The 24,041-nt window shown below is 49.2% G+C and carries 24 protein-coding genes and 2 pseudogenes; 3 read left to right on the top strand and 23 right to left on the bottom strand.

Annotated features, from left to right (window positions below; all coding sequences use genetic code 11):
- Nucleotides 1-19: 19 nt before the first annotated feature.
- The 9 genes and pseudogenes from LKD71_RS11490 to LKD71_RS11450 form a co-directional block, all read right to left on the bottom strand.
- Nucleotides 20-346, bottom strand: a pseudogene (locus tag LKD71_RS11490) (carboxymuconolactone decarboxylase family protein); the annotation flags it as partial.
- A gap of 13 nt (nucleotides 347-359) precedes the next feature.
- Nucleotides 360-830 (bottom strand): flavodoxin, encoded by a 471-nt coding sequence (locus LKD71_RS11485; protein WP_227615516.1) that lies wholly within the window; start codon nucleotides 828-830, stop codon nucleotides 360-362.
- Nucleotides 831-912: 82 nt separating this feature from the next.
- Nucleotides 913-1,791, bottom strand: a complete 879-nt coding sequence (locus LKD71_RS11480; protein WP_227615515.1) for a LysR family transcriptional regulator — start codon at nucleotides 1,789-1,791, stop codon at nucleotides 913-915.
- Between the two features lie 59 nt (nucleotides 1,792-1,850).
- Entirely contained in the window at nucleotides 1,851-2,717 is an 867-nt protein-coding gene (locus LKD71_RS11475; RefSeq protein ID WP_227615514.1) for a DUF368 domain-containing protein, read from the bottom strand.
- A gap of 90 nt (nucleotides 2,718-2,807) precedes the next feature.
- A pseudogene (locus tag LKD71_RS18560) lies at nucleotides 2,808-2,924 on the bottom strand (winged helix-turn-helix domain-containing protein); the annotation flags it as partial.
- Nucleotides 2,869-3,444 carry a sensor histidine kinase gene (locus tag LKD71_RS18375; RefSeq protein WP_334302593.1) on the bottom strand — a complete coding sequence of 192 codons (576 nt, stop codon included), beginning with the start codon at nucleotides 3,442-3,444 and terminating at the stop codon, nucleotides 2,869-2,871. The gene LKD71_RS18375 and the pseudogene LKD71_RS18560, both read right to left, overlap by 56 nt.
- Nucleotides 3,445-3,995: 551 nt before the next feature.
- Nucleotides 3,996-4,715 (bottom strand): N-acetylmuramoyl-L-alanine amidase, encoded by a 720-nt coding sequence (locus LKD71_RS11460; RefSeq protein ID WP_227615513.1) that lies wholly within the window; start codon nucleotides 4,713-4,715, stop codon nucleotides 3,996-3,998.
- A gap of 39 nt (nucleotides 4,716-4,754) precedes the next feature.
- On the bottom strand, nucleotides 4,755-5,213 hold the full coding sequence (locus LKD71_RS11455; protein WP_227615512.1) for a phage holin family protein: 459 nt from the start codon (nucleotides 5,211-5,213) through the stop codon (nucleotides 4,755-4,757).
- 76 nt (nucleotides 5,214-5,289) lie between these two features.
- A complete protein-coding gene (locus LKD71_RS11450; RefSeq protein WP_227615511.1) occupies nucleotides 5,290-7,305 on the bottom strand; it encodes a PQQ-binding-like beta-propeller repeat protein in 2,016 nt (671 codons plus the stop codon).
- 166 nt (nucleotides 7,306-7,471) lie between these two features.
- Here LKD71_RS11450 and LKD71_RS11445 point away from each other — a divergent pair, with 166 nt between their 5' ends.
- From LKD71_RS11445 to LKD71_RS11435, 3 genes are all read left to right on the top strand, one after another.
- Entirely contained in the window at nucleotides 7,472-8,194 is a 723-nt protein-coding gene (locus LKD71_RS11445) for a LytR/AlgR family response regulator transcription factor (RefSeq protein WP_227615510.1), read from the top strand.
- Nucleotides 8,191-9,528, top strand: coding sequence for a sensor histidine kinase (locus LKD71_RS11440; RefSeq protein WP_227615509.1), 1,338 nt, complete (start codon nucleotides 8,191-8,193; stop codon nucleotides 9,526-9,528). The genes LKD71_RS11445 and LKD71_RS11440 overlap by 4 nt, the downstream gene beginning before the upstream one ends.
- Before the next feature lie 95 nt (nucleotides 9,529-9,623).
- Complete coding sequence (locus LKD71_RS11435) at nucleotides 9,624-10,856, top strand: aminopeptidase (protein WP_227615507.1); 1,233 nt, start codon at nucleotides 9,624-9,626, stop codon at nucleotides 10,854-10,856.
- 409 nt (nucleotides 10,857-11,265) lie between these two features.
- On the opposite strand, the gene deoC is transcribed toward LKD71_RS11435, so the two are convergent.
- From deoC to LKD71_RS11365, 14 genes are all read right to left on the bottom strand, one after another.
- Nucleotides 11,266-11,934 (bottom strand): deoxyribose-phosphate aldolase, encoded by a 669-nt coding sequence (gene deoC / locus LKD71_RS11430; protein ID WP_227615506.1) that lies wholly within the window; start codon nucleotides 11,932-11,934, stop codon nucleotides 11,266-11,268.
- Nucleotides 11,935-11,948: 14 nt separating this feature from the next.
- The gene (locus LKD71_RS11425) at nucleotides 11,949-13,142 is read right to left on the bottom strand and encodes a phosphopentomutase (RefSeq protein ID WP_227615505.1); all 1,194 of its coding nucleotides are present in this window, start codon (nucleotides 13,140-13,142) and stop codon (nucleotides 11,949-11,951) included.
- The gene (udp, locus tag LKD71_RS11420) at nucleotides 13,139-13,927 is read right to left on the bottom strand and encodes a uridine phosphorylase (protein ID WP_227615528.1); all 789 of its coding nucleotides are present in this window, start codon (nucleotides 13,925-13,927) and stop codon (nucleotides 13,139-13,141) included. The genes LKD71_RS11425 and udp overlap by 4 nt, the downstream gene beginning before the upstream one ends.
- A gap of 33 nt (nucleotides 13,928-13,960) precedes the next feature.
- Nucleotides 13,961-14,659 carry a DNA alkylation repair protein gene (locus tag LKD71_RS11415; protein ID WP_227615504.1) on the bottom strand — a complete coding sequence of 233 codons (699 nt, stop codon included), beginning with the start codon at nucleotides 14,657-14,659 and terminating at the stop codon, nucleotides 13,961-13,963.
- Between the two features lie 5 nt (nucleotides 14,660-14,664).
- Nucleotides 14,665-15,642 carry an LTA synthase family protein gene (locus LKD71_RS11410; RefSeq protein ID WP_255632994.1) on the bottom strand — a complete coding sequence of 326 codons (978 nt, stop codon included), beginning with the start codon at nucleotides 15,640-15,642 and terminating at the stop codon, nucleotides 14,665-14,667.
- Nucleotides 15,596-16,174 (bottom strand): hypothetical protein, encoded by a 579-nt coding sequence (locus LKD71_RS11405; RefSeq protein ID WP_227615502.1) that lies wholly within the window; start codon nucleotides 16,172-16,174, stop codon nucleotides 15,596-15,598. Before LKD71_RS11405 ends, LKD71_RS11410 begins: the two co-directional genes overlap by 47 nt.
- 84 nt (nucleotides 16,175-16,258) lie before the next feature.
- Complete coding sequence (locus tag LKD71_RS11400; RefSeq protein ID WP_178046835.1) at nucleotides 16,259-17,431, bottom strand: NAD(P)-dependent malic enzyme; 1,173 nt, start codon at nucleotides 17,429-17,431, stop codon at nucleotides 16,259-16,261.
- Between the two features lie 69 nt (nucleotides 17,432-17,500).
- Nucleotides 17,501-19,000: a carboxypeptidase M32 gene (locus LKD71_RS11395; RefSeq protein WP_227615501.1), complete on the bottom strand. Its 1,500-nt coding sequence runs from the start codon at nucleotides 18,998-19,000 to the stop codon at nucleotides 17,501-17,503.
- Nucleotides 19,001-19,242: 242 nt separating this feature from the next.
- Complete coding sequence (locus tag LKD71_RS11390) at nucleotides 19,243-19,725, bottom strand: deoxycytidylate deaminase (protein WP_178046837.1); 483 nt, start codon at nucleotides 19,723-19,725, stop codon at nucleotides 19,243-19,245.
- Between the two features lie 29 nt (nucleotides 19,726-19,754).
- On the bottom strand, nucleotides 19,755-21,035 hold the full coding sequence (locus LKD71_RS11385) for a glycoside hydrolase family 125 protein (RefSeq protein ID WP_227615500.1): 1,281 nt from the start codon (nucleotides 21,033-21,035) through the stop codon (nucleotides 19,755-19,757).
- A 213-nt stretch (nucleotides 21,036-21,248) separates the two neighbouring features.
- Nucleotides 21,249-21,794: a DUF3877 family protein gene (locus tag LKD71_RS11380; protein WP_178045645.1), complete on the bottom strand. Its 546-nt coding sequence runs from the start codon at nucleotides 21,792-21,794 to the stop codon at nucleotides 21,249-21,251.
- Between the two features lie 12 nt (nucleotides 21,795-21,806).
- Nucleotides 21,807-22,676, bottom strand: a complete 870-nt coding sequence (locus LKD71_RS11375; RefSeq protein ID WP_227615499.1) for a DegV family protein — start codon at nucleotides 22,674-22,676, stop codon at nucleotides 21,807-21,809.
- Nucleotides 22,677-22,807: 131 nt separating this feature from the next.
- Nucleotides 22,808-23,230 (bottom strand): flavodoxin, encoded by a 423-nt coding sequence (locus tag LKD71_RS11370; protein ID WP_227615498.1) that lies wholly within the window; start codon nucleotides 23,228-23,230, stop codon nucleotides 22,808-22,810.
- Between the two features lie 35 nt (nucleotides 23,231-23,265).
- Nucleotides 23,266-23,820: a DUF3793 family protein gene (locus LKD71_RS11365; RefSeq protein ID WP_178045647.1), complete on the bottom strand. Its 555-nt coding sequence runs from the start codon at nucleotides 23,818-23,820 to the stop codon at nucleotides 23,266-23,268.
- Nucleotides 23,821-24,041: the final 221 nt, after the last annotated feature.

Below are 24,041 nucleotides of genomic sequence, written 5' to 3'. Positions count from 1 at the left end.
CGCCACAGGAAATTCTTTACTCGTTTACATCCCAGACCTCTTTTGCAAGGTTAAATACCGCCCAGCCCTTGGGCCAGCCTGCATAGAAGGCAACGTGGGTGATGATAGCGGCGATCTCTTTCTGAGTCACGCCATGAGCCTTTGCGTTCTGTAAGTGAAATTTCAGAGAAGAATCGGTAATACCGGAGGCCATCAGGGCAACCACCGTGATGATGCTTCTCGTTTTCAGGTCGATGTCTTCGTTGTTCCAGTTTTCTCCAAAAAGCACATCGTCATTAAAATGTGCGAACTCCGGAGCAAACTCTCCGAGAGCATTTCTTCCTGCTGTCTGTACGATTTTTGCCATGTTTTTACACTCCTTATAACTCTTTTACCCAGTCGCTGATCTCCTGTTTCGTCATCCGGTTGAGGATTTTTCCTTCCTCAATCACAGCTCCGGGAGCGGAAGGCTCAAGCTCTTTCACAGTGTTGCCAAAGCCGCTGCCGCCGGAAGTGGCGAAGAGGATGATCTTTTTGCCGGAAAGATTATATTTTTCCAGGAATGTGTTGACGATAGTCGGAGCCACATACCACCAGATGGGGAAACCGAGAAGGATCTCATCATAAGAAGCCACGTCAAGCTCTGCTCCGGCGATTTCCGGACGAATGCTCTTATCATTCATCTCCACGCTGCTTCTGGATTTCTTATCCATCCAGTTCAGATCTGCCTTTGTGTAAGCTGCCTTCGGTGTGATCTCATAAAGGTCATAACCGCCTGCTTCGGCAATGTTCTCAGCTGCTTTTCGTGTCACGCCGCTCGCGCTGAAATATGCTACCAGTCTTTTTTTCACAGATAACACCTCCAAAAATTTTTCTTATAAGTATTATAAAACGCCCTGCTGCTTATGTCTAATACTTATATTGCAAAGCGTTCTATGCTTCCCAGGCATTTATCTCCTCAATAAAGCGATTAACAGCCGGCGAATAGGGGAGATTTCGTTTCCAGGCAATGACCGTGCTGGTCTCGATCTTGGGTGAAAGCCGCCGCTGGACTACCAGATCTTCCCGCCAGTATCTCTCCGCTCCTTCGATGGAGACCGGATAGCCCAGGCCATTCACCGCCATAATTCCAGCGTTGGTGCCAAGATTACTGGTAAAAACAATATTCAGCCTGCTGAAATCTTTTCCGAACCAGTTGGCCAGCTCACTCTGCACGTTGGTGCGCTCCGGCAGGATGAGGGGCAGCCCTAAAAGGTCTTTCTTCGTGATAAATTCCTTTGCTGCCAGAGGATCGTCCGCCCGCATGGTCACTACCCAATGGTCGCTCCCCTGTATCCGGATATAGTCCATTCCCTCCGTGCTCACGGGCTCCAGAAAAAGCCCGATGTCAATCAAACCTTTGTTCATCCGGTCCAGGATCGCATCCGCCGTTCCCGTATGGAGGGCAAACTGGACCAGCGGATATTTTTCCCTGTATCTTTTGCAGATCTTCGCCAGAGTCTCCACTGCCATAAATTCCCCGCAGCCGATCGCAATTTTGCCCTCTATGGATTCGCTGTTTCCCTTGAACTCGCTGACGATCTTATCTTCCAGATCGACGATCTCCAGGGCCCGTCTTTTCAGCAGCACCCCCTCGTTGGTGAGGGTGATGGAGCGCCCGCCCCTGTCAAAAAGCTTCGCTCCCAGCTCGTCCTCCAGAGCCGCCAGCTGCCTCGAGAGCGTAGGCTGGGTGATATTCAGCTGTTCTGCCGCTTTTGTAAAACTCTGCTCCCTGGCCACGGTCAAAAAATAGCGCAATACTCTCAAATCCATATCCGATCCCCTTCGTCTGCTTTTTTTCTATCATACCTTATTTCCGGGGAAAAGGACAGCTATTTTCTCATTTTCATTTTCTGGAGTCCCAGAACCAGAGCCAGGCCGATGACAAGGGCGATGGGATTAAAAAGATTATGATTCATCGCCTTCTGAGGAACATCCAGAGTGGTCGGCCCCTGAACGATGGAATAAAAAGAACCGATCATCATTCCAAGAATCGCATACACCGACTGGGTGCGGAACTTTTCCAGGCAGACCTTGATTCCTTTTACCACCGTGGCTGCTCCTGTGAGAACACCCAGGCCGAAAAACATCAGACTCGGAAAATAAACAAAATGTAGTCCCAGAAAACCTTTTACCGCAGTGATTACCGGAATATAAGCTCCGAAGATCAAAAGCAGGGTGGAACCGGAAATTCCCGGAAGAAACATCGCTGAGATCGCAAACATTCCGATGAAAAACAGCCGGATTCCAAGACCAAAAGAAAACTGCCCCAGATCCATGGCTGCGTTTCCGATTCTGCCGTTCAGCCAGGTGATTCCTGCTACCACAAGGATTCCTGCCAGACAGAAAGGAAGGCCTTTTACAAAGGGACGAAAGCTTTCCTTTTCTTCTAAAATAATCAGCGGAATGGAACCGGCGATAAAGCCGATAAACAGGGAACTGACGGTATAGATGTGGCTGTCAAACAGGGAAGATAAAATCAACACCGCCAGAACCATTCCGACTGCCCAGCCGACTCCCAGCTTCACGAGATAACGAAGAACCGTCATTTTATCCTTTCGTTTACCAAACACCACATTGTGGATGGAACCGATGAAGCGGTCATAAAAGCCCAGGATAAAGGCTACCGTTCCTCCGGATACCCCCGGAACACTGTCCGCCAGCGCCATACAAAATCCATTGAATCCTTCTCTTAACATATGAAAAACCTCCTGTTCATTTTCTACAGAAAGCATAGCAGTCCGCATTAAACAAACAGGAGGTGATTTTCTAAACAGATTTTAAATACTTTATTTGTTAAGCCGATACCCGGCGCCCCAGACGGTCTCCAGAATCTTCGGATTTCTGCTGTCATCCTCGATTTTCTCGCGGATGCGGTTGATGTGGACCATAACTGTGGAGCTGTTCCGGGTCGGCTTCCACCTGGCCTTCTGCATTTTCCACGGAAACAGAAAGCTTTATTTTTTCCGGATCGAGACTTTCTCTCTTGCCTTCCCCATAACTTCGGATAAAATGGGCCAAATCGATGTTTTTTAGATGCAGGGGCATATTTCCGGTCTCCAGCTTCGACAGGTAAAAAAGCTGGTTCAGCAATACGTCCATATCCCCGGTCCGCCGGTAAGCGGTCCGAAGAAATTTTTCCTGCTGCTCCGGCACCTTTACGATGCCGTCCATCAGAGCTTTCACGGTTCCGCGCACCGCCGTAAGGGGCGTTCTAAGATCGTGGGAAAGCCCGGCCACCATCTCCGTCCGGGCTTTTTCATATTTCCGGTTCTTCTCCTGCTCCGCCAGAATATGAGCCTGCATCTCATTGAAGGTATCACAGATCTCCTCAAATTCCGCATCCCCCTCATAGACAATCTCCTCCGTCAGCACGTTATCCTGAATCCGCCGCACGCCTTTTTCCAGCGCTTCCATCGGTTTCATAATATAGCTGACCAGCTCTCTGGAGAAAAACAGACTGACCAGAATCAGCACGCCGATGCAGATCAGAACATCCGCCGCCAGAAGCATATAGAAAGACCTCTGATGAAGAGTCCATTCCTTCAAAAGCTCCTCCACACTGGCGGTATCTGCCATAGTTTCCATGGAAAACTGCCACTCCTGTTCCATTCTCTCCCAATATATCTTCACAATCCCAAGATTTACCAAAAACATAAAAAATATCGTCACCAGGATCATCATGGCATGTGAAATAAAAATCCGTTTCCGAACCGTGTGCTTTTTCATAAGCTCCCTCCTCACTGTCCGCCGGCCGATTGCCGGGGTATTTTTATTGTAGTATATGGGAGGGAAGAAATCTATAGGGGAGGGTTAAACTTTTCCTAAACTTTTTTCACTCTGTTTTTCCCGCGATACCGGGCCAGAATCCAGCCGCGGGTGATTTTCATATAAACACCTCTGCTGCTGATTGCCTGTTCGCCAAGGCATTTATCGACCGTGCCTTTTTGGATCAGGGCTTCGCCGGAAGAGCCACGTCAGAAGTAACGCCGCTTCTCTTCCGGAATCGTGTCGTATTGGACCAGCGGAGCGGAGGCTTTGGGTTCCGTTCGAAGGGCCATCGTTGTGGTCATGCGGTACCTTTTTCCCTGTTTAAAGGTCGGGCGGCTTTCCGGAAGCATCGCTGCTTTTACATCTTTTCGGAAACCATCCATCGTCAGACCGAGACGGGACCAGACATGGTCCGGGTCCACATGGCCGGAGGAGAGGCCTGCCAGGCGGCCTTCATTGTGAGAGGAAATCAGAGGCATTCCGTTACCAAGTTTCGTCAGTGGATTCCAGCCTCGTTCTTTGCAGATTTTTGCACAGAGCTGAACCGTTGTGTGATAGCCGCGCAGAATATCTGCTTTGAATCCGGCTTCATTTTTAATGATATAGTTGGCGCCTCCGGTATACGAAATATGGTCCGACTCGCAGATCTCAATGGAAATCAGGTTATTGTTTCCCCAGGCGGCGTCCGCCCAGGAGCGGTACGTTTCCGGCAGAAGCTGCAGCACATATCCGGGAACATCCGCGTCGCAGACATAGTGAACGCAGGCCGATACCGCAGGCTGATTCCAGTAAGCCGCCACACTTGCGGCCGTCCCCTGTCCGGTGCCGATCGTGTGGATCTGGATACCGATTTTCTCGCAGGTTTCTCCCCGCTGGTAGCAGCGATTATTTGTGAGATAATTCTTTTTGACAGTCAAATTTCCCATTCTGAACAATCCTTTCTTATATAAATTGAAAGAGGACGATCACTCGTCCTCTGTATCGCTGGTCTTATTTACCTTTTTTCTTGCTACTTCCAATCCTTTTACCAGAATCTCCGGCACCTGAAAGCCCGCTTCCACGAAGTTCTCGCAGATCGAGCGGATTTCATTTACCAGAAGGGATGCCAGCACAAACCAGCCCAGCAGCGTGGTCATCCCCAGGTCCACATGAATCGTTTTTCCGATCTCGATAAATACGGCTCCTGCGCCGAAAGCTACCGCAATCATCAGCCAGTACCCCAGTTTTTTCAGAACACCTTTCCAGCCGGCTTCCGAATTTTCCTTGTGGGCGATACGGCTCTTCATCCACCCGGTCACCCAGTCCGCCACATTAAAGGCCAGAAACAACGCGAAAAGCATCCAATGTTTCCCAAAAACGTAGGTCAGAACAGCCACGACACCGCCCATAAGAGCATTGTATGTGTCCATCGCCTTCACCGTCATACCCCCGCTTTCTTTAATAAATCCTTCCATAATAATATATGTAGCGGCAGGGCTGGGGTTTCGTGTGGTTTTTACTTTAATTTCCGAGAACAGCTGATACCTTGATCTCTTTTTCCGTTTCGCTGAGATCGAAGGCGCCGCCATCCTCTACGGTAACATGTACTTCATAGAGCACATCCTCGGAAAGGGTCTCCGGAGTCTCTCCGCTCTCTGTCTGAATGTGCCACAGATCAGCCGGAACTTCCGCTAATGTACCCTCTGTATTATATGCATAGAGTTTCATTGCATCCTCGCTTCCGGAAAGTCCCTTCATCCGAAGAGCCACTGTCGTATTCGGATGGACATTTTCCACCGTCACCGTATTCAGCCAGCTGGCAACCGTTCCTTCTCCGCCGTCCGCTTCAAACGTTTCCTGGCTCAGCACATTCCGCATGGCCTGATCGAGATCCACTTCACGGTATGGCATTTCCGGCAGATAAACGAAACGATCCTGAAGTCTTAAGAGCTCCAGATACCCCGTCGGACAATAAAGGGCGTTTCCGCTGTTTCCCGCATACATACCGATCGCCATATTGTTATAGCCGGGCTTATTGGCGACATCCATGGTAAATACCGTCTCGCCGGTCTCAAAATCCAGGATGATATACTGCCACATACCGGTTTCCAGATCCTGAACATAGCCGTAAACATAACCTGTTGCCGTAGAAAGCTTCAAGATGGAAGTGTCCGCCAGATCACTTCTGCACCAGATGCTCTTCATCTCATAGCCATCCTCTGTTTTTACCGTATCGACGCGCTCCACACCCGGCATAATCATTTTGTTTCCCTGTCTCAGCCAGTTCACATCGTAAATATTTTCATAGCTCTGTACGGAAGAATCGTTGTCTGCCTCCGCAAGTTTGGCACTGCCCGCTCCAAACCAGTTGCAGACGATGGTGCTCACGGTTCCCGCTCCGTCATCGTATACGATGGCAGAATTTTCCACAGAAACCTGTGTTCCCTCCGGAAGTTCATCGATCACGGGAAGGCTGGCTACCACTTCCCCCGTCTTCATATCCAGCGCAAGAAGATTTACCGGATTCTGATTATCGGTAAACATCACCAGATCTTTGGTCAGAGAAGGAGAACAGCCGCTGCCCCAGGCCAGTCCGCCGCCGGTAGTCGCATCACCTTCTGCACTGTCTTTTGCTCCGACGCTCTCATAAGGCGTCTCCCAGACCTTTTTTACCCCGTTATCCGCCTGCATCAGATAACAGTTCTGGTTGGTCAGGATCACAGCTCCGTCTTTGGAGGCCGCAATTCCATTTTCTGCGCCTTCCCCGGGAGTCAGCTCATATACGAATACTGCCTCTGATAGATCGGTCTCTTCTCCATTTAAAATGGCATTGATGGCTGTCCGGGAAATATATCCCAAGGTTCCCTGCTGCTGCCGGTCCGGATAAATGCGGAAGCCGCCGGTGGCAAACCAGAGATTTCCGTCATAATCAAAGACAACCGAGAGTAAATTCTGATCCAAAGTCTTTCCGAGAGCTGCCTCCGCTACGGCTTTGATATCAATGTCCAGCACTTTTTCAAACTCCGGAAGCACATTTTCCTCTTCATCCATCGTTTTCAGCATAAGCACATGGTTGTTGCTCGTCGGGCATACCAGCCGGTTGCTCTCATCCACAAAGGAATACGAGCTCTGAATCATATAGCCGCCTCCGTCCTGCTGCTTGGGCGAAAAATAGCCGATAGTTGTCGTCTCATCCGCATTGATGTCACGGATCGCGAGGCCTCCTAAGAACGGCACCACCGCATGGCCGTAGGAGTCAAAAAAGATCGCCGGAGAAGCGTTGGCATTCACTTTTTCATAGGAAACATGAATCTCCGGGTAAATAGCCAGCGGCAGCACTTCATCCGTTGTATCTGTGTTGTAGCAGTCGTGATGGATATTGGCGTCATTTTTTACCATATAAGGATTTGCATCCACCGATTTTTCTGTAAGCGGTTTTATTGTCAGGCCGGAAGTCTCCTCTGCTGCCTGTACTTTTCCAGTTCCAGTTGTAAACATCAATGCGATCATCGCAAGAATCATCGTTCTTTTTTTCATGGTCGTTCTCCTTCCTGTTTTATTGCTTTTATTATAAAAAAGCTGGAATTTTTTTCAATCCATCTGTCACGAACTGTCAAAAAACAGCACGAATTGTAACGAGAGATAGCCGTTTTTATGATTCTGTGCTATACTGTTTCCAGATTTAAATAAAGGAAGAATAACTATGAGAATTGCAGTTGTCGATGATATCGCCAGTGAACGGAAGCTTTTGTGCAGCAGGCTGACGGAACAGTTTGCCCGGCGCGGCGTTCACGCAGATTTATTTGAATATGAAAATGGAGAAAGCTTTCTTGCAGGAGCAAAAGAACGGCCTTTTACGGTCGTATTTTTGGATATTTACATGACGGGAGCAAACGGAATCGAAACGGCAAAAGAGCTTCGAAGCTTCGATTCCGACTGCCTCCTTGTCTTTACCACCACCTCTACTGATCATGCGCTGGAAGGTTTCCGGGTCCGAGCCATGCATTACCTCGTGAAGCCCTATGAGGAGAAAGAGCTTTCCGGGCTGACTGACGAGATCCTCTCCCGGATTCCATCTTCGGGAAAATATCTCGATGTCAAAGTGAACGGGAGTAACGTCCAGATTCCTTTCCAGAAAATCGTATTTGCAGAGCATTTTTCCCATATGATCCATATTCACACCACCCGGAAAAAGGAAGTGCTCACGCGTCAGTCCTTTGAAGCCTTTACTTCGCTTTTAAAAGTGGATCCCCGTTTCTATCTCTGCAACCGCGGCATTGTCATCAATCTGGAACACGCCGTTGATTTTGACGGAAAGGAATTCCTTCTGAACGATGAAACCCGGATTCCTGTCAGCCGGAAGCTCATCAAAGATGCCCGGCAGACTTTTATGGATTATCTTTTCCAAAGGGGGACACAGCCATGAACCAGTTTCTGCGCCCATTTCTGGAACTCACCGTGATCCTTCCGGGAATGTTCCTCGCTTATCTTCCGGTAAGCAGTTATCTGCGGCAGAAACCTCTGAAACTGACAGCCTGGCTTTTTCCCCTGCTTCTGGGGCTCTGTATTTCGGGCGGTTTTCTGTCCTGTTTCTTTCAAATTTCAACGCTACCCGTTCTTTTTCTTCTACTGCCACTGCTCCTGTTTCTCTATCACAAGACGCTTCGGATCTCCATCTGGAAGTCCGGCAGTATTTTTCTGGCTGTCTGCGCGGTTTTTGCCTGCCTCAACAGCCTTTCCCGGGCGGTAAATGCCATTACAACTGCCAACCTCAATCTGACAGAAAACGAACTGTGGTTTCAGACCAAATCCGGCCTCTTTTACAACGCAATCTGTTTAAGCTTCGCTCTGGCTACCTGGTATCCTGCCTCCCATGCGGCAAAAAATATGATCGACGATGAAAATTTTGCCCGGACTTGGTATATCTTCTGGATTCTGCCGCTGACCTTTATCGGACTCAATCTTTTCATGGTTCCCAGATACCGCAACACACTGTATACCGGCCGGATCCTACATGGATATATCGTCATCAGTCTTGTACTTCTGGCAATTCTGGTACTTTTTTATGCCATGTTTCTTCTCATGGCAGACAGCCTAAACCGAAACGCAAGGCTTCAGCAGGAAAATCACTTTCTTTCTCTCCAGCAGGCCCGTTACGATAACCTCCGCGCCGCCATTGAGGAAGCCCGTCAGGCACGGCACGATATCCGCCACCATTTTCTTCAGCTGTCTGTCCTGGCAGAAAACGGCGATCTGGAAAAGATCAAGGAATACCTTTCCCACGCAGCCAGCAAAATTCCCAACTCGGATCTTCATTTCTGTGAAAATCAGGCAGTGGACAGTGTACTCGGCTACTATTCCGCCCTGACAAAGCGGGAAAATATTCCCTTCCAGGCCAAAATCGATCTGCCGCCCCGGCTTGCCATCGACGAGATCGATCTTTGCCTCGTCCTCTCCAACCTTCTGGAAAATGCTCTGGAAGCCAGCCAGAAGACGAATGTTGCCCGGCGGAAAATCGACGTAATGATCTGCCTTCACCATACCCGGCTTCTTCTCATTCAGGTTACGAACGCCTTCGACGGAAACATCGAGCAGAAAAACGCCGTTTTCCAGTCCTCCAAACGCCCCGGGAACGGCATCGGCATCCAGTCTGTACGGCATATCGCGGAGAAGAATGGCGGAGGAAGCAGCTTTACTTATGAGGATGGGAAATTTGAGGCGAAGGTGATGTTGCGGACAGATGAAAAAAGTGCTGTATAAACTGGTCTGAAAACCTTGCACCCCCGAAAAAAAACGAGTATACTCATACTGTCTGCTGTCAACGGACAAATTACAAATGACTGGAGATTGGTATTATGAATGAAATTAAATTAAGAGAATACGCGAAACTGATCGTAAAAATCGGTGCGAATGTGCAGAAAGGACAGGTTGTCCGTCTGCAGGTTGGCGTAGATCAGGTTCCCCTTGCAAAAATGGTAACTGAGGAGTGCTATAAAGCAGGCGCAAGCCGCGTAGAGCTTTTCTGGTCCTGTGGAGAGATCAACAAACTGGATTACCAGTACGCTTCCGCTGAAGTTCTCGGCGAGGTTCCCGTCTGGGAGGAAGAACGCACAAAACAGATGGTAGAGCAGCTTCCGGTTCGTATCTTTATTGATTCCTCTGATCCGGATGAGCTGGCTGGTATTTCCCCGGATCTCATCTCCACCGTCAGCCAGATGCGTCAGAAAGTTCTCAAAAAATACCGCGATCAGATTGACGGCAAACACCAGTGGCTCATCGTCGCTGCAGCTTCCCCGAAGTGGGCGAAAAAAATCTTCCCGAACGAGACTGAGGAAATAGCTGTTGAGAAGCTGTGGGATGCGATTTTTGACTGCGTTTACTTAAAAGACGGCGAGGATGCCGAGAAGATCTGGCAGGCACACAACGACCGCATGACCCAGAAGGCCAACTGGCTCACCGAGCAGAACTTCAAATCTCTTCATTACACCAGCAGCAACGGTACAGACTTTACCGTAGAGCTGATTCCGGGCGCCAAATGGGGCAGCGCAGGTGACATCAACCATGTAAACAGCGCTTTCTTCGTTCCGAATATGCCCACTGAGGAGGTTTTCACCAGCCCTATGAGAGGCAAATGTGAGGGCCGTCTGGTTTCCACCAAGCCGTTAAGCCGTTCCGGTCAGGTTATCAACAACTTTACCGTTGATTTCAAAGACGGAAGAGTCGTGGACTGTCACGCAGAAGAAGGAGAAGAAGTCCTGAAGAAAATGTTCTCCATGGACGAGGGTGCTTCCATGCTGGGCGAGGTTGCACTGGTTCCCAAGGAATCCCCCATCAACCAGTCCGGTCTCATGTTCTTCAACACCCTTTTTGATGAGAATGCCTGCTGCCACGTTGCTGCCGGCCGAGGTTTCTCTGAAGTGATCGAAGGTTTCATGGATATGACCGATGAGGAAATCTACGCGAAAGGAATTAACGATTCCATCATTCATATGGATTTCATGATCGGTTCTGACGACCTCCATATTGTGGGAATCCGCGAGGATGGAAGCGAGACGGATATCTTCGTTAACGGAACTTGGGCGGAGTAATTTACTATGAAAGTCCCGGACGGTAGCCATGAATGAGCCATGCCTGCATGAGCGAATTCATGGATATCGGACAGACTAGTGTGCTGTATCATTGACATTTCGCTAAATAACTTGCCTGTTTTCCCATCGAACTGCGTTGACTTCACTCAACGATGCCACCGCATCGCCTCGTTCAGTCGCCTTGTCGATGAAAAAACATTCTGCGTTATTTAACTGAAAGTCAATGAGACAGTACACTAGACCGTATGAGTAAGTAGGATTACAAATGCAGTCGACAGCTGTGGGAGCACCACAGGCGCGGAACAGCTGGTTTAAAAAAATCGGGAAGAAAATCTGGTTCTGCCAGACTTCTTCCCGATTTTTAGATCAAAGTTCTATACGAAATCTTTGATCTGCCTTTCTGCTGTTATCAATATCCAGCCCCGTTATCTGTCTGCTTCATAATCTTCACGAGACGGCTGGTTCCCAGGCGGTCTGCGCCAAGGCGCATGAACTCTTCTGCGTCAGCAAAAGAAGAGATGCCGCCGGCTGCTTTTACCTTCACGCCTTCTCCCACATGCTCTTTCATGAGCTTCACATCCTCGAAGGTTGCTCCGGCTTTGGAGAAACCGGTGGAAGTCTTGATAAATTCGGCTCCGGACTTGGTGACGATCTCGCACATTTTAATTTTCTCTTCCTCGGTAAGAAGACAGGTCTCGATAATGACTTTCAGGATCTTTCCATTGCAGGCTTCATGGATCTGGCAGATTTCATTTTCCACCTCATCATATCTGCCGTCCTTTAAGAAACCGATGTTGATGACCATATCAATCTCTCTGGCTCCGTTTGCAATGGCGTCCTTTGTCTCAAAAACTTTTGTTGCCGTGGTGCTGTAGCCGTTGGGGAAACCGATAACGGTGCAGATCGGAAGTTTTCCGTCTACATACTCCGCGGCCTGTTTTACATAGGCTGCCGGAATACAGGCGGAAGCGGTGCCAAATTTCATGGCGTCATCCAGAATCTCTTTGATCTCTGCCCAGGTGGCAGTCTGAGTCAGCAGGGTGTGGTCTACGATTTTTAAAACATCACTTGTATTCATTCTTTTCTCCTTTTTCAGTCGGTAAGTTTTTCTAAGATGGAAGTGCCGATCGTTCCTTCGGGCATTTTCAGGCCGAAGTTATCCGTGATCGTCGCTCCGATAATGGCAAAGGTGTCGGTCTCTTCCAGCTGCGCCCCGTTTTTCATGGAGGGGGAATAAGCCAGGAAGGGCACTTTTTCTCTGGTGTGGTCGGTTCCCGTATGGGTGGGGTCGTTTCCATGATCCGCAGTCAGAATCAGAAGATCATCTCCTTTCAGTTCTTTCAGAAGCTCGCCTAATTTCACATCAAACCGCTCCAGCTCTGCCGCATAGCCCGCCACGTTTCTCCGGTGTCCCCAGAGGGCGTCAAAATCCACCAGATTCACAAAGCAGAGGCCCTGGAAATCTCTCTTCGCGATCTCGATGGTCTGCTCCATGCCGTGAACGGAACTCTTGGACTTGTTGGACTCGGTCAGTCCTTCCCCGTCGAAAATATCATAGATTTTTCCTACAGAGATCACATCCAGCCCCGCATCCTTCAACACGTTGAGAGCTGTTCTTCCGAAGGGCTTCAGCGCATAGTCGTGACGGTTGCTGGTGCGCTTGAACTCTCCTTTTTTCCTGCCCACATAGGGTCTTGCGATGACACGGCCGACCTTCCACTCGTCCTTCATCGTCAGCTCTCTGGCAATCTCACAACAGCGATAGAGCTCATCCAGGCCGAAGGTCTCCTCGTTTCCGCAGATCTGGAGTACGGAATCGGCAGAGGTGTAAACGATCATATGCCCCGTCGCGATCTCTTCTTCTCCCAGCTCATCCAGAATCTCGGTTCCGCTGGCGCTCTTGTTGCCGATCACTTTATGGCCTGTACGCTTCTCCAGCTCCTCAATGAGTTCGGGTGGGAAACCGTGCTCCGTAAAGGTCTTAAACGGGGTCGTGATATGCAGTCCCATCATCTCCCAGTGGCCGGTCATGGTATCTTTTCCGCGGCTGGCTTCTCTCAGTTTTCCATAGCGGGCCAGGGGCGCTTCCACTGGCGCTACACCCTGAAGCTGATGAAGATTTGCCATACCCAGCTTCTGAAGGTTCGGAATCTTGAAATTCTCTGTCCGCGCTGCGATATGCCCTAAGGTGTCACAGCCTGCGTCTCCGTACTCTGCGGCATCCGGCATGGCACCCACGCCAAGAGAATCCAGAACGATTGTAAAAATACGCTGATATTTTTTCATTTTGCCTTCCTTTCGCGATCTTCCTTAATAAGTTTCCGGATGGCCTCCACGCCCACGGTGATGGCCGCTTCCGTGTCGTGGACAATGGGATTATCCATGCCGAGAGCGTTCCGTTCCTGATTTCCCATAACCAGGAAGGTGGAACCACAGCGGACTCTTAAATGCTGGGCCACAATAAACAGCGCCGCGGATTCCATCTCGGAAGCCTTACAGCCCATCCGTTTCCAGGCTTCCCATTTATTCAACAACTCATAGCTCACCGGCATTCTCTGAGGCTCATGCTGGCCATAAAAAGCATCCTTGCACTGAACCACACCAGTGTGGTAGGTATGTCCCAGCTCCTTACAGGCAGCTACCAGGGCGTTTGCCACATCAAAATCTGCGACAGCCGGATATTCGATGGGGGCATATTCCCGGCTGGTGCCCTCCATCCGGACAGCGCCGGTGGCTACCACAATGTCGCCGCCCTTTACATCCAGCTCGATGCCGCCGCAGGTGCCCACACGAATAAAGGTATCCGCTCCACAGAGCACCAGCTCTTCCATCGCAATTGAGGCGGAAGGACCGCCAATGCCCGTTGAAGTCACGCTGACCTTTTCTCCGTCCAGATAACCCGTGTAGGTGACAAATTCTCTGCTGTCCGCAATGAGTTTCGCATCGTCAAAATGCTTTGCGATCTTCGCACATCTCTTGGGATCCCCTGGCAGGATCACATAGCGGCCCACATCCCCCGGTCGGATCTGGAGATGATACTGAAGATCCTTTTCTCCTGAATAATTCTGCATCATTTTACCTCTCTTTCGTTTATAAGGTAAGTTTTACTTTATTCTCAGTGTCCTTAAATATACTTTCTGCTCCTGAGTGATCCGGTAGCTCTCAATGGCCTTCTGGATCGTTTTGTTATGCGTCCAGGCATCCAGCCTCTTCTCCTCCAGAAAAGGAAAAATCGCTTCATACTGCTTCGCCAGAGCCGTGGCAAAATACCAGGCCCGCATCATGTTCACATAGTATTCCTCCGAACGGATTTTTGCCACTTTTTCCGGATATTCCAGTGAAAAATGTTCCTCCAGGTAGTAGCGCATCAGCATCCCGATGCCAAAACGGATCGTATAGGTGTGATCCGAGGCCAGCCAGCGCTCGACCTCTTCTGTAAAAGTATCAAGATGCTTCTTTACCACCCGAACCGTCAGAAGATCGCAGGTAGCCCAGTTGTCGATACAGGGCAGAAAACGGTTCAGCTCTCTGATCAGCGTCGGATAATCTTTAATCTGCTCAATCAGAAGTCCGTGGAGGTTATTTTCCTCATAATACTGATGGGGAAGTACTTTTAAAAATTCCTTCGCTTCTTCGGTTTTTCCAAACTCTTTTGCAAAGGCCCGAAGTTTCGGTGTCCGTACACCAATGACCCTTGCCTTGTCCACCGTAGGCATCAGCTTCGCATGAAAATCCCGGTAGGAAAGGTCCTGCAGGGCAAAAAGTTCCTGTTGTATATCCACTTTTATTTCACTCCCGTTCATATCAATCAGCTTTCCAGTTCAAAGATACTATCCACCCGATGTTTTCGGTCAACCACATTGTTATACTGCAATACTTTATATTCTTCAATCAGTTCTGCATATTCTTCTGGCAGTGAATCCATAGAATACCAGTTGCCCTCGGAATCACACACTGCGCCGATTCCGATAATCGGTAATTTTTCCTTAAGCTGCAAAAGGAACTTATTATAAACCGTCATTTCAAGGCCCGCCTGCTCAAGAATATAACTGCCCAGATAGTTGGTACTCATGTTTTCCTGTGTGGATTCTGAAGGATAATTGGTCCAGATAATGTACGGTGTTTTATAGGTTTCCTGTACCTGAAATAAATCCAGCGTTCCAAAATCCTGTCCCACTAATTCGCTGAAAAATCCCCAGTCTAAACTTGGCCAATGGTCTCCGAACATAACAATCATAGTTGGCTCATCAACATATTTAAAGAAACTCAGTAATTGTATAAATGCGGCATCTGATTCTTTTGCGAGTGATAAATAAGTCTCCGCATCCGGATAGTCATTCTCATAGGATAAGGTTACGTCCGGGGTAAAATTTTCAGTTCCGGAAGAATTACTATAACCGCCATGATTCTGGATCGTCACGCAAAAGATAAACTGGTTTTCCGTTTCTTTACTTCTGTACAGATCTCGTATTTTCCTATATGCAGAAGAATCGCTTGCATAATATCTGTAATATTTCGGTCTTCTTCCCCAGTTTTTCAAATTGATAAATTGTTCAAAGTTCATCCATGAATAAACGCCTGACCGATTCCAGGCCGTCGCCTTGCCGGGATGCATCGCTGTGGAAGCGTACCCTTCCTGCTCCATCGTATTGGCAAGGCCGTATTCATTTTCACCGCAATACAGCTGGTAAGCAATTCCGCCATTCGGAAGAAACTGCTTCGAGTTTCCAGTCAGAACCTCATATTCCGTATCTGACGTCCCGCCTCCGAATACCGGAACATACAAATAGCCTTTTTTCGTATTTTTCTGTAAACTGTGAATATAAGGCATTGCCGCGAAATACCGTAACAAAATAATCTACCAGCGCTAATACCGTCAGGAATATAGTATAAAGAGAAGCAGAAACAGAAACTTTCCGAAAAATCATCAAAAATATTACATAAAGGATATAATAGAAAATTATATTTTTGGAAAAATACTCGGTCTGCATCTCATATACTCCGGCGTTGATGATCATCTGAACCAACAGCAAAATGATTACCGGAGTTACAAAAAGCACTGCCATATTACAGACTTTTATCCACCGTGTATTACAGACTTTTTCCCGTATTTTATTCTGAAAAACAATTAATACAACAATTACAACATTTGCTCCCAGTAAAAAGAGCCCTTTCTTCAGACCTATTTCCGTAAAAAATCCAACTTTTGAACTCCCGGCAAACAAAAGCATCCCTGCATCAATTCCTGCAAGGGCCAGAAAAAACAATAATGCCTTAATTTTGGAAGTTTTATTCGTTCTTGTAGCTTGTTCCGCCATATGGTGTCTATCCTCTTTTTCTCAAAAAACCGGCAGTCTGTTTTCACCAAACTGCCGGTCCTGTTCTTCTTATTGTGGAAAGACTTAGATTCTTGCGACTCCGGTCTTTCTTGCAGCCTCAGCTACTGCTTTTGCCACAGCTTTTGCGACTCTCTCATCGAAGGGATTCGGGATGATGTAGTCAGCGGTGATCTCGTTATCCGGGATCAGATCTGCGATGGCGTAGGCAGCAGCCACTTTCATCTCGTCATTGATATCAGATGCGCGTACATCCAGAGCTCCGCGGAAAATACCCGGGAAAGCCAGAACATTGTTGATCTGGTTCGGGAAATCGCTGCGGCCGGTACCAACAACAGCTGCGCCAGCCTCTTTTGCCAGATCCGGCATGATCTCCGGAACGGGGTTTGCCATGGGGAAGAGAATCGGGTTCGGAGCCATGGTTTTCACCATCTCCTCGGTGACAGTGCCCGGAGCTGAAACGCCGATGAATACGTCAGCGCCCTTGATTACATCTGCCAGGCTGCCTTTCTCGAAACCACGGTTGGAGATCTTAGCCATCTCCTCCTTCTCCGGGTTCAGATTGTCGCGGCCTTCGTAGATTGCGCCGTGGCGGTCACACATGATAACAGTCTTAAGACCAAGTTTTACCAGAAGTTTGATGATTGCGATACCTGCTGCACCTGCTCCGCTGGTGACAACCTTCACATCGGAAAGCTTTCTTCCGGTGAATTTCAGAGCGTTCAGCATAGCTGCTGCGGTAACGACAGCGGTTCCGTGCTGATCATCGTGGAAAATGGGGATATCGCAGCGCTCTTTCAGTTTGCGCTCGATCTCAAAGCAGCGGGGAGCGGAAATATCTTCCAGGTTTACTCCGCCAAAGCTTCCGGCCAGAAGGGCTACGGTGTTTACGATATCATCCACGTTTTTGCTGCGTATGCATAAAGGAAATGCATCAACACCGCCGAACTCTTTGAAGAGAACACATTTTCCTTCCATAACCGGCATACCCGCTTCCGGTCCGATATCACCAAGACCAAGAACAGCGGTTCCGTCAGTAACAACAGCTACCATGTTTCCACGGCGGGTATATTTATAGGAGAGATCCGTATCCTCGGAAATCTTCAGGCAGGGTTCTGCAACGCCCGGAGTATAGGCAACAGCCAGATCCTCGGGAGTTTTTACTTTTGCGCGGCAGGCAATTTCCAGTTTACCCTGCCACTCTTCGTGCTGCTTCAGAGCAAATTCTTTTTTGTCCATCTCTATGGCTCCTCCTTTTTTTCATGCCCTTATTCTATGCTATTTCAGACTTTTTTTCAACCCGAAAAGTCATAACTGATAAATCTTACTGTATTTATCCTCAAAATAGTTGAGAAGGGGCTTGGCTGAGAGTTCTTTCTGACACACCTTCTCAATAACCTCCTTCGGGAGGCGTAAGGAACCATACCAGTGGATGTTCTCATTGAGCCATCTGGTGATTTTCCTGATCTCCCCGGCAGCCAGGATGTCATCCACGCTTCCCAGATCTTTTTCCAGGGCCTCGAGGAACATGCCGTCGTAAATGCTTCCCAGAAGGTAAGTCGGGAAATAGCCAAAGGAGCCGTCAGACCAGTGCATATCCTGAAGAATGCCCTCGGCGTCGTTGGCCGGAGTGATGCCAAGATATTCCTGGTATTTCTGATTCCAGAGAGCTGGCAGCTCAGAGGCCGGCACATGATCCCGGAAAATGGCCTGCTCGATCTCGTAGCGGATCAGAATGTGCATACAGTAAGTCACTTCATCCGCTTCGGTACGGATAAAGCTTGCCTGAATGTGGTTACACTCCCGAATAAATTCATCCAGGGAGAAGCGTTTCAGCTCCGGAAGAAGCTCCTGGACCTTGTTGTAAATGGGAATCCAGAAATTCCGGTTTCTTCCCAGGATATTTTCGTAGAAGCGGGACTGACTCTCATGAACGCCCATGTAGCAGCAGTCGTCCGCCGCCGTACCCGTGAGGGCCGGGTCCACATTCTGCTCGAAAATGGCATGGCCACCCTCGTGGATCGCAGAAAACATGGAGGAGAAGGGATTATCCTCGTAAAAATGATTCGTCACACGGACATCATACCGGGAAAAGCCGTCGGTGAAGGGATGCTCGCTCTCCGCAGTTACTCCGGCATCAAAGGAAAAGCCCATGTAGGAAAGCAGGAGCTTCTCCACTTTTTTCTGGGCATCCGGATCATAGTAGCCTTTGAAAATACTGCTGTCCGGCTGGGGCGCACTGAGGATTTTTCTGGTCAGGGGAAGAAGACCTTCCTTCAGTTCCTCGAAGACCTTGTCGATGGTGGTGCTGTCCATGCCCTCCTCGTAAAGACCCAGCAGAGTATCGTAGACGTCTTTTCCGGGATCGGTGTAAGCGAGCTGCTGCTTCGTATACTCGATCATCTTCTCCAGATGGGGAGCAAAAATGGAAAAATCAGCCGCGTTTTTCGCCTCGGTCCAGGCTCTCTGAGACTCGTTTCTGGCGGCAGTAAAACGCTCGTAGAAGTCTTTCGGAATCTTCCTGTCTTTTTCCAGGTTCTTTTTGTATTTGCGAACCGTGAACTGATAGCCGGGAGTCAGTTGTTCGTATTCTTCCGGCTCGTTTAAAGTCTTCACCAGCTCATAAAATTCATCGGAAGTATAGAGAGCGAAATACTCCGTGGAAAAATAAGTGTCCGTAGCGGCCATCCCGTCAAAACCGAGTTTTGGGGTTGTCGTGTACATATCCCAGCTCAGCAGGTTGATGACCCGGCTGTAGTGATTCAGCTTATCAAGATAAGCTTTAAATTTTTCAAATGCAGGACTCATGAATATATACTCCATTCTTTGCATATGTTCAAAACAACAGGCCACAGTTCTTCGCTCCGCTTCGGTCGGTGATAACCGAGTCCCACTGGGACTCATCACCCCGTGCTTCGCACTATCGCTGCTAACGCAGCTTCTGTCTGAGGCTTACTGGGCGTTCCACCCATCACAAAATGAAAATCCAGCCTATTGCAAACGAGTTTGCATAGTCTGTCTCTTCATTTTGCTGCTGCTCTGAACTGGTGTCAAAAGTGCCAGACTAATCCTTTGGCCGGAACGATCTCGTAATCGCCGGCGTTGGGACCGATACGCAGGATGACATTTTTGATGCCGGCCTGAATGATCAGCCGGGCGCATAAGGGGCAGGGCCTGGCCCGGTGGATGGAATTATCGCCGGGATTCACCCCCGCAAGATAAAGATCCGCCCCCAGAGTCTGTTCACGGGAGCAGTTCAAAAGCGCATTCTGCTCCGCATGGATGGCCCGGCAGAGCTCGTAGCCCTGCCCCTGATGAAGATCCCGTTCGATCCGGGGGCAGGTGCCGATATCGCAGCAGTTCGTATAACCTCTGGGGGAGCCATTGTAGCCTGTGGAGACCACCACATCGTCTTTTACAATGACTGCCCCGTATTTACGTTTCAGGCAGGTGCTCCGATAGGCAAAAGCTTCCGCTACATTTAAATAAGTATCAATTTTTGAAATCCGGCTGGTTCCGTCAGGCTGTACCATCCAGATTCCTCCTTTCGTTTTCGCCGGTTTTATACGTCAAGGCCGTATCCGAGATAATTCAGAACCATCTCCGCATACATGGCGTTTGCCCAGGAGAACCACTCTCTCGTATAGTGAGAAGGATCGTTCTTGTCGAAGCCCTCGTGCATCATGCCCTTGTTGTCATCGGTGGCTGCCATAAGCTTTAAGATTCGGTATTTCTCCTCTTTGGAGGTCTCTGTCATTCCCTGTACGGCCAGAGCGATATGCCAGATGTAGGAGGTCGGCGTATGCGGGCTTCCGATACCGGATGCAGCGGTTCCTTCATAATAATAAGGATTGGCCTCGCTTAAAAGGAAACGACGGGTGTTGGCTGTCACCTCCGGATCTCCCTCATAGCCAAGATAGGTCTGGGCGAGAAGGCTCGGCACATTGGCATCATCCATGAAACGGCACTGGCCAAAGCCATCGGTCTCGTAAGCGTAAACCCGGCCAAAGCCCTGAAGGGAAGCCACAGCGTTCGCCTCGATGGCGTCATGAACCTCTTTGGAGAAGGCAGCTGCCTCCTTGGCAAGCTCCTCATCATGAAGCACTTCCCTGGCAATCTCAGAGAGATAACCGAGAACAACGGAAGCAAACATGTTGGAGGGGATCAGATAACCCAGATCGCAGGCATCATCGCTCGGACGGAAGCCGGACCAGATGAGGCCGCAGCCGTCATTTACCAGAGCGCCCTTTCCGCCACGGCTCAAGCTCTCACTGTAGAGAGAATGACGGGTAAAGTGATAAGAGGATTTCTCCTCATGGTACTGCTCGGTGCGGAAAACTTTCAGGATCGCATTCACGCCCTTGCGGAAGGTCTCGTCAAAATGAGCCGTACGGCCTGTGAGCTTCCACAGGAAATAAGCCAGTTGAATCGGGTAGCAGAGAGAATCGATCTCGTATTTTCTCTCCCAGACGCCGGGATCCTGATCCTCGAAATCTTTTTCCCAGCAGGAACCGTCGGGCTTCTCATTGAAAGCGTTGGCGTAAGGATCGATCAGAATGCAGGAAAACTGTCTCTTTACCAGGCCTTCGATCATATCTGCCAGCTCTGAATCTCTGGCTGCAAGATAGAGGTAGGGGCGCACCTGGGCCGCGGAATCCCGAAGCCACATAGCCGGGATATCTCCGGTGATAACAAAGCTGGTGCCATCCTCATAGCGGCGGATGGTCCGCTCCAGGGTATTGGTAAAACAGGTCTCAAACAGGGAGTAGAGCTTCGGCTCGTCCTTTAATTTCTCCTTGATCTCCTGCAAAAATACGTTCATCTCGTGAGTTCTTTCACTCATGGTTTGTTTTCCTCCTAAAATCATAAAATATTCGAAATCCGCTGATTTACTGCGTAAATCGCTACTGTCTACGCTCCGCTTCGGTCGGTGCAAAACGAACATCCACTGGATGTTCTGCACCTCATATTTGGCGTGTCCCAAGTTCAAAAGCCTTATCGTGCAAGCACGAACAGCTTTTTGACCTTTTGACACTGGTATCATAAAATATATTCATTACAGCAATTTTCTGTAATCTTCCATGGTAAAGCGGTGATAGGTCAGACCGAAATCGTCGGATTCCACGCAGTAAACATACTCGTCCGGCGCTCCGCCCTCGTAGAAAAATACCCGGCCCACACCGTCATGGACATGATCCGCCTCCTGCACCGGATGCTCCGGCAAGGCATGGCGGTCGAAGCAGGCCCGCACCTCGGTAAGCGTATTTCCCGGCGTCGTGATGGTCTGGATGAAATCCTTAAGAAAAGGTGGGTCCTGGAAATTCTCATGGATCCAGGTGCAGCCCTCCGGTGGAACCGTCAGATTCCAGCGGCCGTCCTTTTCTGAAAAAGTAAGGTCTCCCAGAGAACTTTCCTCTTCTTTGGCAAAAATCAGAAGCGCCGTATTCAGCTGATCCTTATCTGCATCCTCCGGAAGCTCCAGAAGCTCCGCCAAGGAAGCCGCAGGGTAATAAAGCTTCATGGACTCGGCGCGGTAGCCGATTTTCATCTGCCACTCTTTCACCGTATCGATGATGTGTTTTTTTAAAGGTTCACAATTCATTTTTTAAACTCCTTAACGATTGGTTCCCCAGTAAATCAATGCCAGCATGCCCGGACCGGTGTGGGAACCGATGATCGGCCCGATGGGGGTGGTAAAAATCTCCGCATTGGGAAATTCCTTCTGAACCATGGATTTTAAAAGCTCTGCCTTCTCCGGACAGTCTCCATGGCCGATGAGAACCAGCGGACTGATTCCCGGATTCCAGCCTTTTTTCATGTAATCCAGCTGCATGGCCATAGCTTTTTTCTGGCCGCGGGGCTTCTCCACCACCTCCAGTTTTCCGTCATTGGAAACGTGCAGCATGGGTTTGATCTGAAGCACGGTTCCGATGGCTGCGGCCGCGGCGGAGACTCTTCCTCCATGGCGCAGATGATCGAACATATCCACGGTGAACCAGTGGCAGATATCCAGACGGTGGGCCATCACCCAGTCCGCCAGTTCTTCCATGGAAAGACCTTCGCTCTGAAGACGGGCTGCCTCTCTCACCAGAAAGCCCTCGCCTACGGAAGCACAGAGGGTATCGATGCAGACGATCTTCCTCTCCGGAAATTCCTCCTCCAGGTCTTTTACCGCGATCTGTACCGACTGGTAGGTGCTGGAGAGTCCCGATGAAAAGCAGAGATAAAGGATATCTTTTCCCTCCTCCAGAGTTTTCCGGAAGGCTTCCTCATAGACCACAGGATTGATCTGGGAGGTGCTGGCGAACTTGCCTCCCCGGAGGGCTTCATAGAAATCTTTCACCGTGAGATCTCCTCCCGGGCCGTAGGTGTGAGGCTCCTCTCCCACTGTCAGCTCCATGGGAATCACTTTGATCTCCGCATACGGTGCCGCCATTTCCGGGCAAAAATCAGCGGTTGCATCTGTATAAAGCTGGTAGCTCATAATCATTTCCTCCTGAAATTGCTTTCGTATACTTACTTTTATTGTAAAAGAATCCCAGGTCAGTGTCAATGAAGAAATTGCAAATAAAAAAGAGGGCCGCTTAAAGCGGTCCCCTTAAAAAGCTCTGATATTTATGCGAGGGCTTTGCCCAGTGCCTGGCAGGCAGCCTTTGCGTCGTCGTCCGGCTCCTCGGTGCAGATTACGCTGTCACAAGCCAGCTCTGCTCCGTCGTCTTTGCAGGAACCTTCCCAGGTCTGCATCCACTCGCCGTCTCCCCAGCCGTAAGAACCGAAAAGAGCGATCTTTTTGCCGGAAAGTTTTGCACGGCAGTCATTGAACATCGGCTCGAACTCGGTATCCTCAAGCTCCTCAGCTCCCATAGCCGGGCAGCCGAATGCTACTGCGTCAAACTCATCCATTTTATCTGCGGAGAAGGTATCCGGTGTGAATACGGAAACTTCAGCTCCAGCAGCTTTAGCTCCCTCTGCAACCTCATTTGCCATCATCTCGGTGTTACCCGTTCCACTCCAGTAAACTACTGCTACTTTGCTCATTATCCTATACCTCTTTCTTCTTCAATTTTAATATGTTAAGCAGCTACAGTGAGCTGAAAAACACTCCTGCCCTGTTCGTAGAGCCGTGTGTAAATATCGCGGCACTTCTGGTACATGGCGAAAAGTCTGCGTGACTCACACTCGTCACAGTAAACCTTCCAGCAGCCGGAACACTTGTAGTTGTGGCCGCTGTTTTCAATAAAACCAATCACATCTCCCAGGGGATAGTCGAGAAAGACGCCGATCTCGTGAGGAAAATCCTCTCCCTTGTCAAAACGGCTTTTCAGTCTTTCAATGGCTGCATCTACATCAAGCTCTCCGTATCCGTATCCTGCCAGAAAAGCAGCCACGCCGGGTCGGCTTAAATTCTCCGCCAGACGGCTCTTGCGGCAGACATAGATCAGCGCTTTTTTCGGATGCTCCTTTAAAACATAAAGGTAAACGCCCTTGGGGTTCATCAGAAGATTCCAGTAGGAAACCTGCTCCCATAACTCGGTACTGGATTCATAAAACCAGTTGAAAAGGTTGGCTGTCTTTACAGATGCCAGTGTGGGCGAACAATAGTCAACCAGATATTTTTCAAACGCCATGAGAAAAATCCTCCTGTCTCTCTGCTCTGTAAGTTAGAAGAATCTAATTAAAATTAGGTTTAACTAACTATCGTCATAATACTTGATTCCTTGGTTTTTGTCAAGAACCTTAGTGAGAAGCTTTCTCAGTGGGCGAATAATTATTCATGGTGGTAGAACTTTACCATATATGATATGATAAATCCAATGCGGCAAAACAGATGACCGCTGAAAATCTGACA

This window comes from Fusicatenibacter faecihominis, from assembly GCF_020686945.1.
GTDB classification, from domain to species: Bacteria; Bacillota; Clostridia; order Lachnospirales; family Lachnospiraceae; genus Limivivens; species Limivivens faecihominis.
This window is presented reverse-complemented; position numbering and strand designations above follow the sequence as displayed.

Coding starts and splice junctions, on each gene's coding strand:
- LKD71_RS11370 (WP_227615498.1), bottom strand. CDS start 23,230: ATGAGCAAAGTAGCAGTAGTTTACTGGAGTGGAACGGGTAACACCGAG.
- LKD71_RS11385 (WP_227615500.1), bottom strand. CDS start 21,035: ATGAGTGAAAGAACTCACGAGATGAACGTATTTTTGCAGGAGATCAAG.
- LKD71_RS11405 (WP_227615502.1), bottom strand. CDS start 16,174: ATGGCGGAACAAGCTACAAGAACGAATAAAACTTCCAAAATTAAGGCA.
- LKD71_RS11475 (WP_227615514.1), bottom strand. CDS start 2,717: ATGTTAAGAGAAGGATTCAATGGATTTTGTATGGCGCTGGCGGACAGT.
- LKD71_RS11400 (WP_178046835.1), bottom strand. CDS start 17,431: ATGGACAAAAAAGAATTTGCTCTGAAGCAGCACGAAGAGTGGCAGGGT.
- LKD71_RS11415 (WP_227615504.1), bottom strand. CDS start 14,659: ATGAACGGGAGTGAAATAAAAGTGGATATACAACAGGAACTTTTTGCC.
- LKD71_RS11440 (WP_227615509.1), top strand. CDS start 8,191: ATGAACCAGTTTCTGCGCCCATTTCTGGAACTCACCGTGATCCTTCCG.
- LKD71_RS11365 (WP_178045647.1), bottom strand. CDS start 23,820: ATGGCGTTTGAAAAATATCTGGTTGACTATTGTTCGCCCACACTGGCA.
- LKD71_RS18375 (WP_334302593.1), bottom strand. CDS start 3,444: ATGAAACCGATGGAAGCGCTGGAAAAAGGCGTGCGGCGGATTCAGGAT.
- LKD71_RS11480 (WP_227615515.1), bottom strand. CDS start 1,791: ATGGATTTGAGAGTATTGCGCTATTTTTTGACCGTGGCCAGGGAGCAG.
- LKD71_RS11450 (WP_227615511.1), bottom strand. CDS start 7,305: ATGAAAAAAAGAACGATGATTCTTGCGATGATCGCATTGATGTTTACA.
- LKD71_RS11455 (WP_227615512.1), bottom strand. CDS start 5,213: ATGACGGTGAAGGCGATGGACACATACAATGCTCTTATGGGCGGTGTC.
- LKD71_RS11445 (WP_227615510.1), top strand. CDS start 7,472: ATGAGAATTGCAGTTGTCGATGATATCGCCAGTGAACGGAAGCTTTTG.
- udp (WP_227615528.1), bottom strand. CDS start 13,927: ATGCAGAATTATTCAGGAGAAAAGGATCTTCAGTATCATCTCCAGATC.
- LKD71_RS11390 (WP_178046837.1), bottom strand. CDS start 19,725: ATGGTACAGCCTGACGGAACCAGCCGGATTTCAAAAATTGATACTTAT.
- LKD71_RS11435 (WP_227615507.1), top strand. CDS start 9,624: ATGAATGAAATTAAATTAAGAGAATACGCGAAACTGATCGTAAAAATC.
- LKD71_RS11425 (WP_227615505.1), bottom strand. CDS start 13,142: ATGAAAAAATATCAGCGTATTTTTACAATCGTTCTGGATTCTCTTGGC.
- LKD71_RS11375 (WP_227615499.1), bottom strand. CDS start 22,676: ATGAGCTACCAGCTTTATACAGATGCAACCGCTGATTTTTGCCCGGAA.
- LKD71_RS11460 (WP_227615513.1), bottom strand. CDS start 4,715: ATGGGAAATTTGACTGTCAAAAAGAATTATCTCACAAATAATCGCTGC.
- LKD71_RS11380 (WP_178045645.1), bottom strand. CDS start 21,794: ATGAATTGTGAACCTTTAAAAAAACACATCATCGATACGGTGAAAGAG.
- LKD71_RS11395 (WP_227615501.1), bottom strand. CDS start 19,000: ATGAGTCCTGCATTTGAAAAATTTAAAGCTTATCTTGATAAGCTGAAT.
- deoC (WP_227615506.1), bottom strand. CDS start 11,934: ATGAATACAAGTGATGTTTTAAAAATCGTAGACCACACCCTGCTGACT.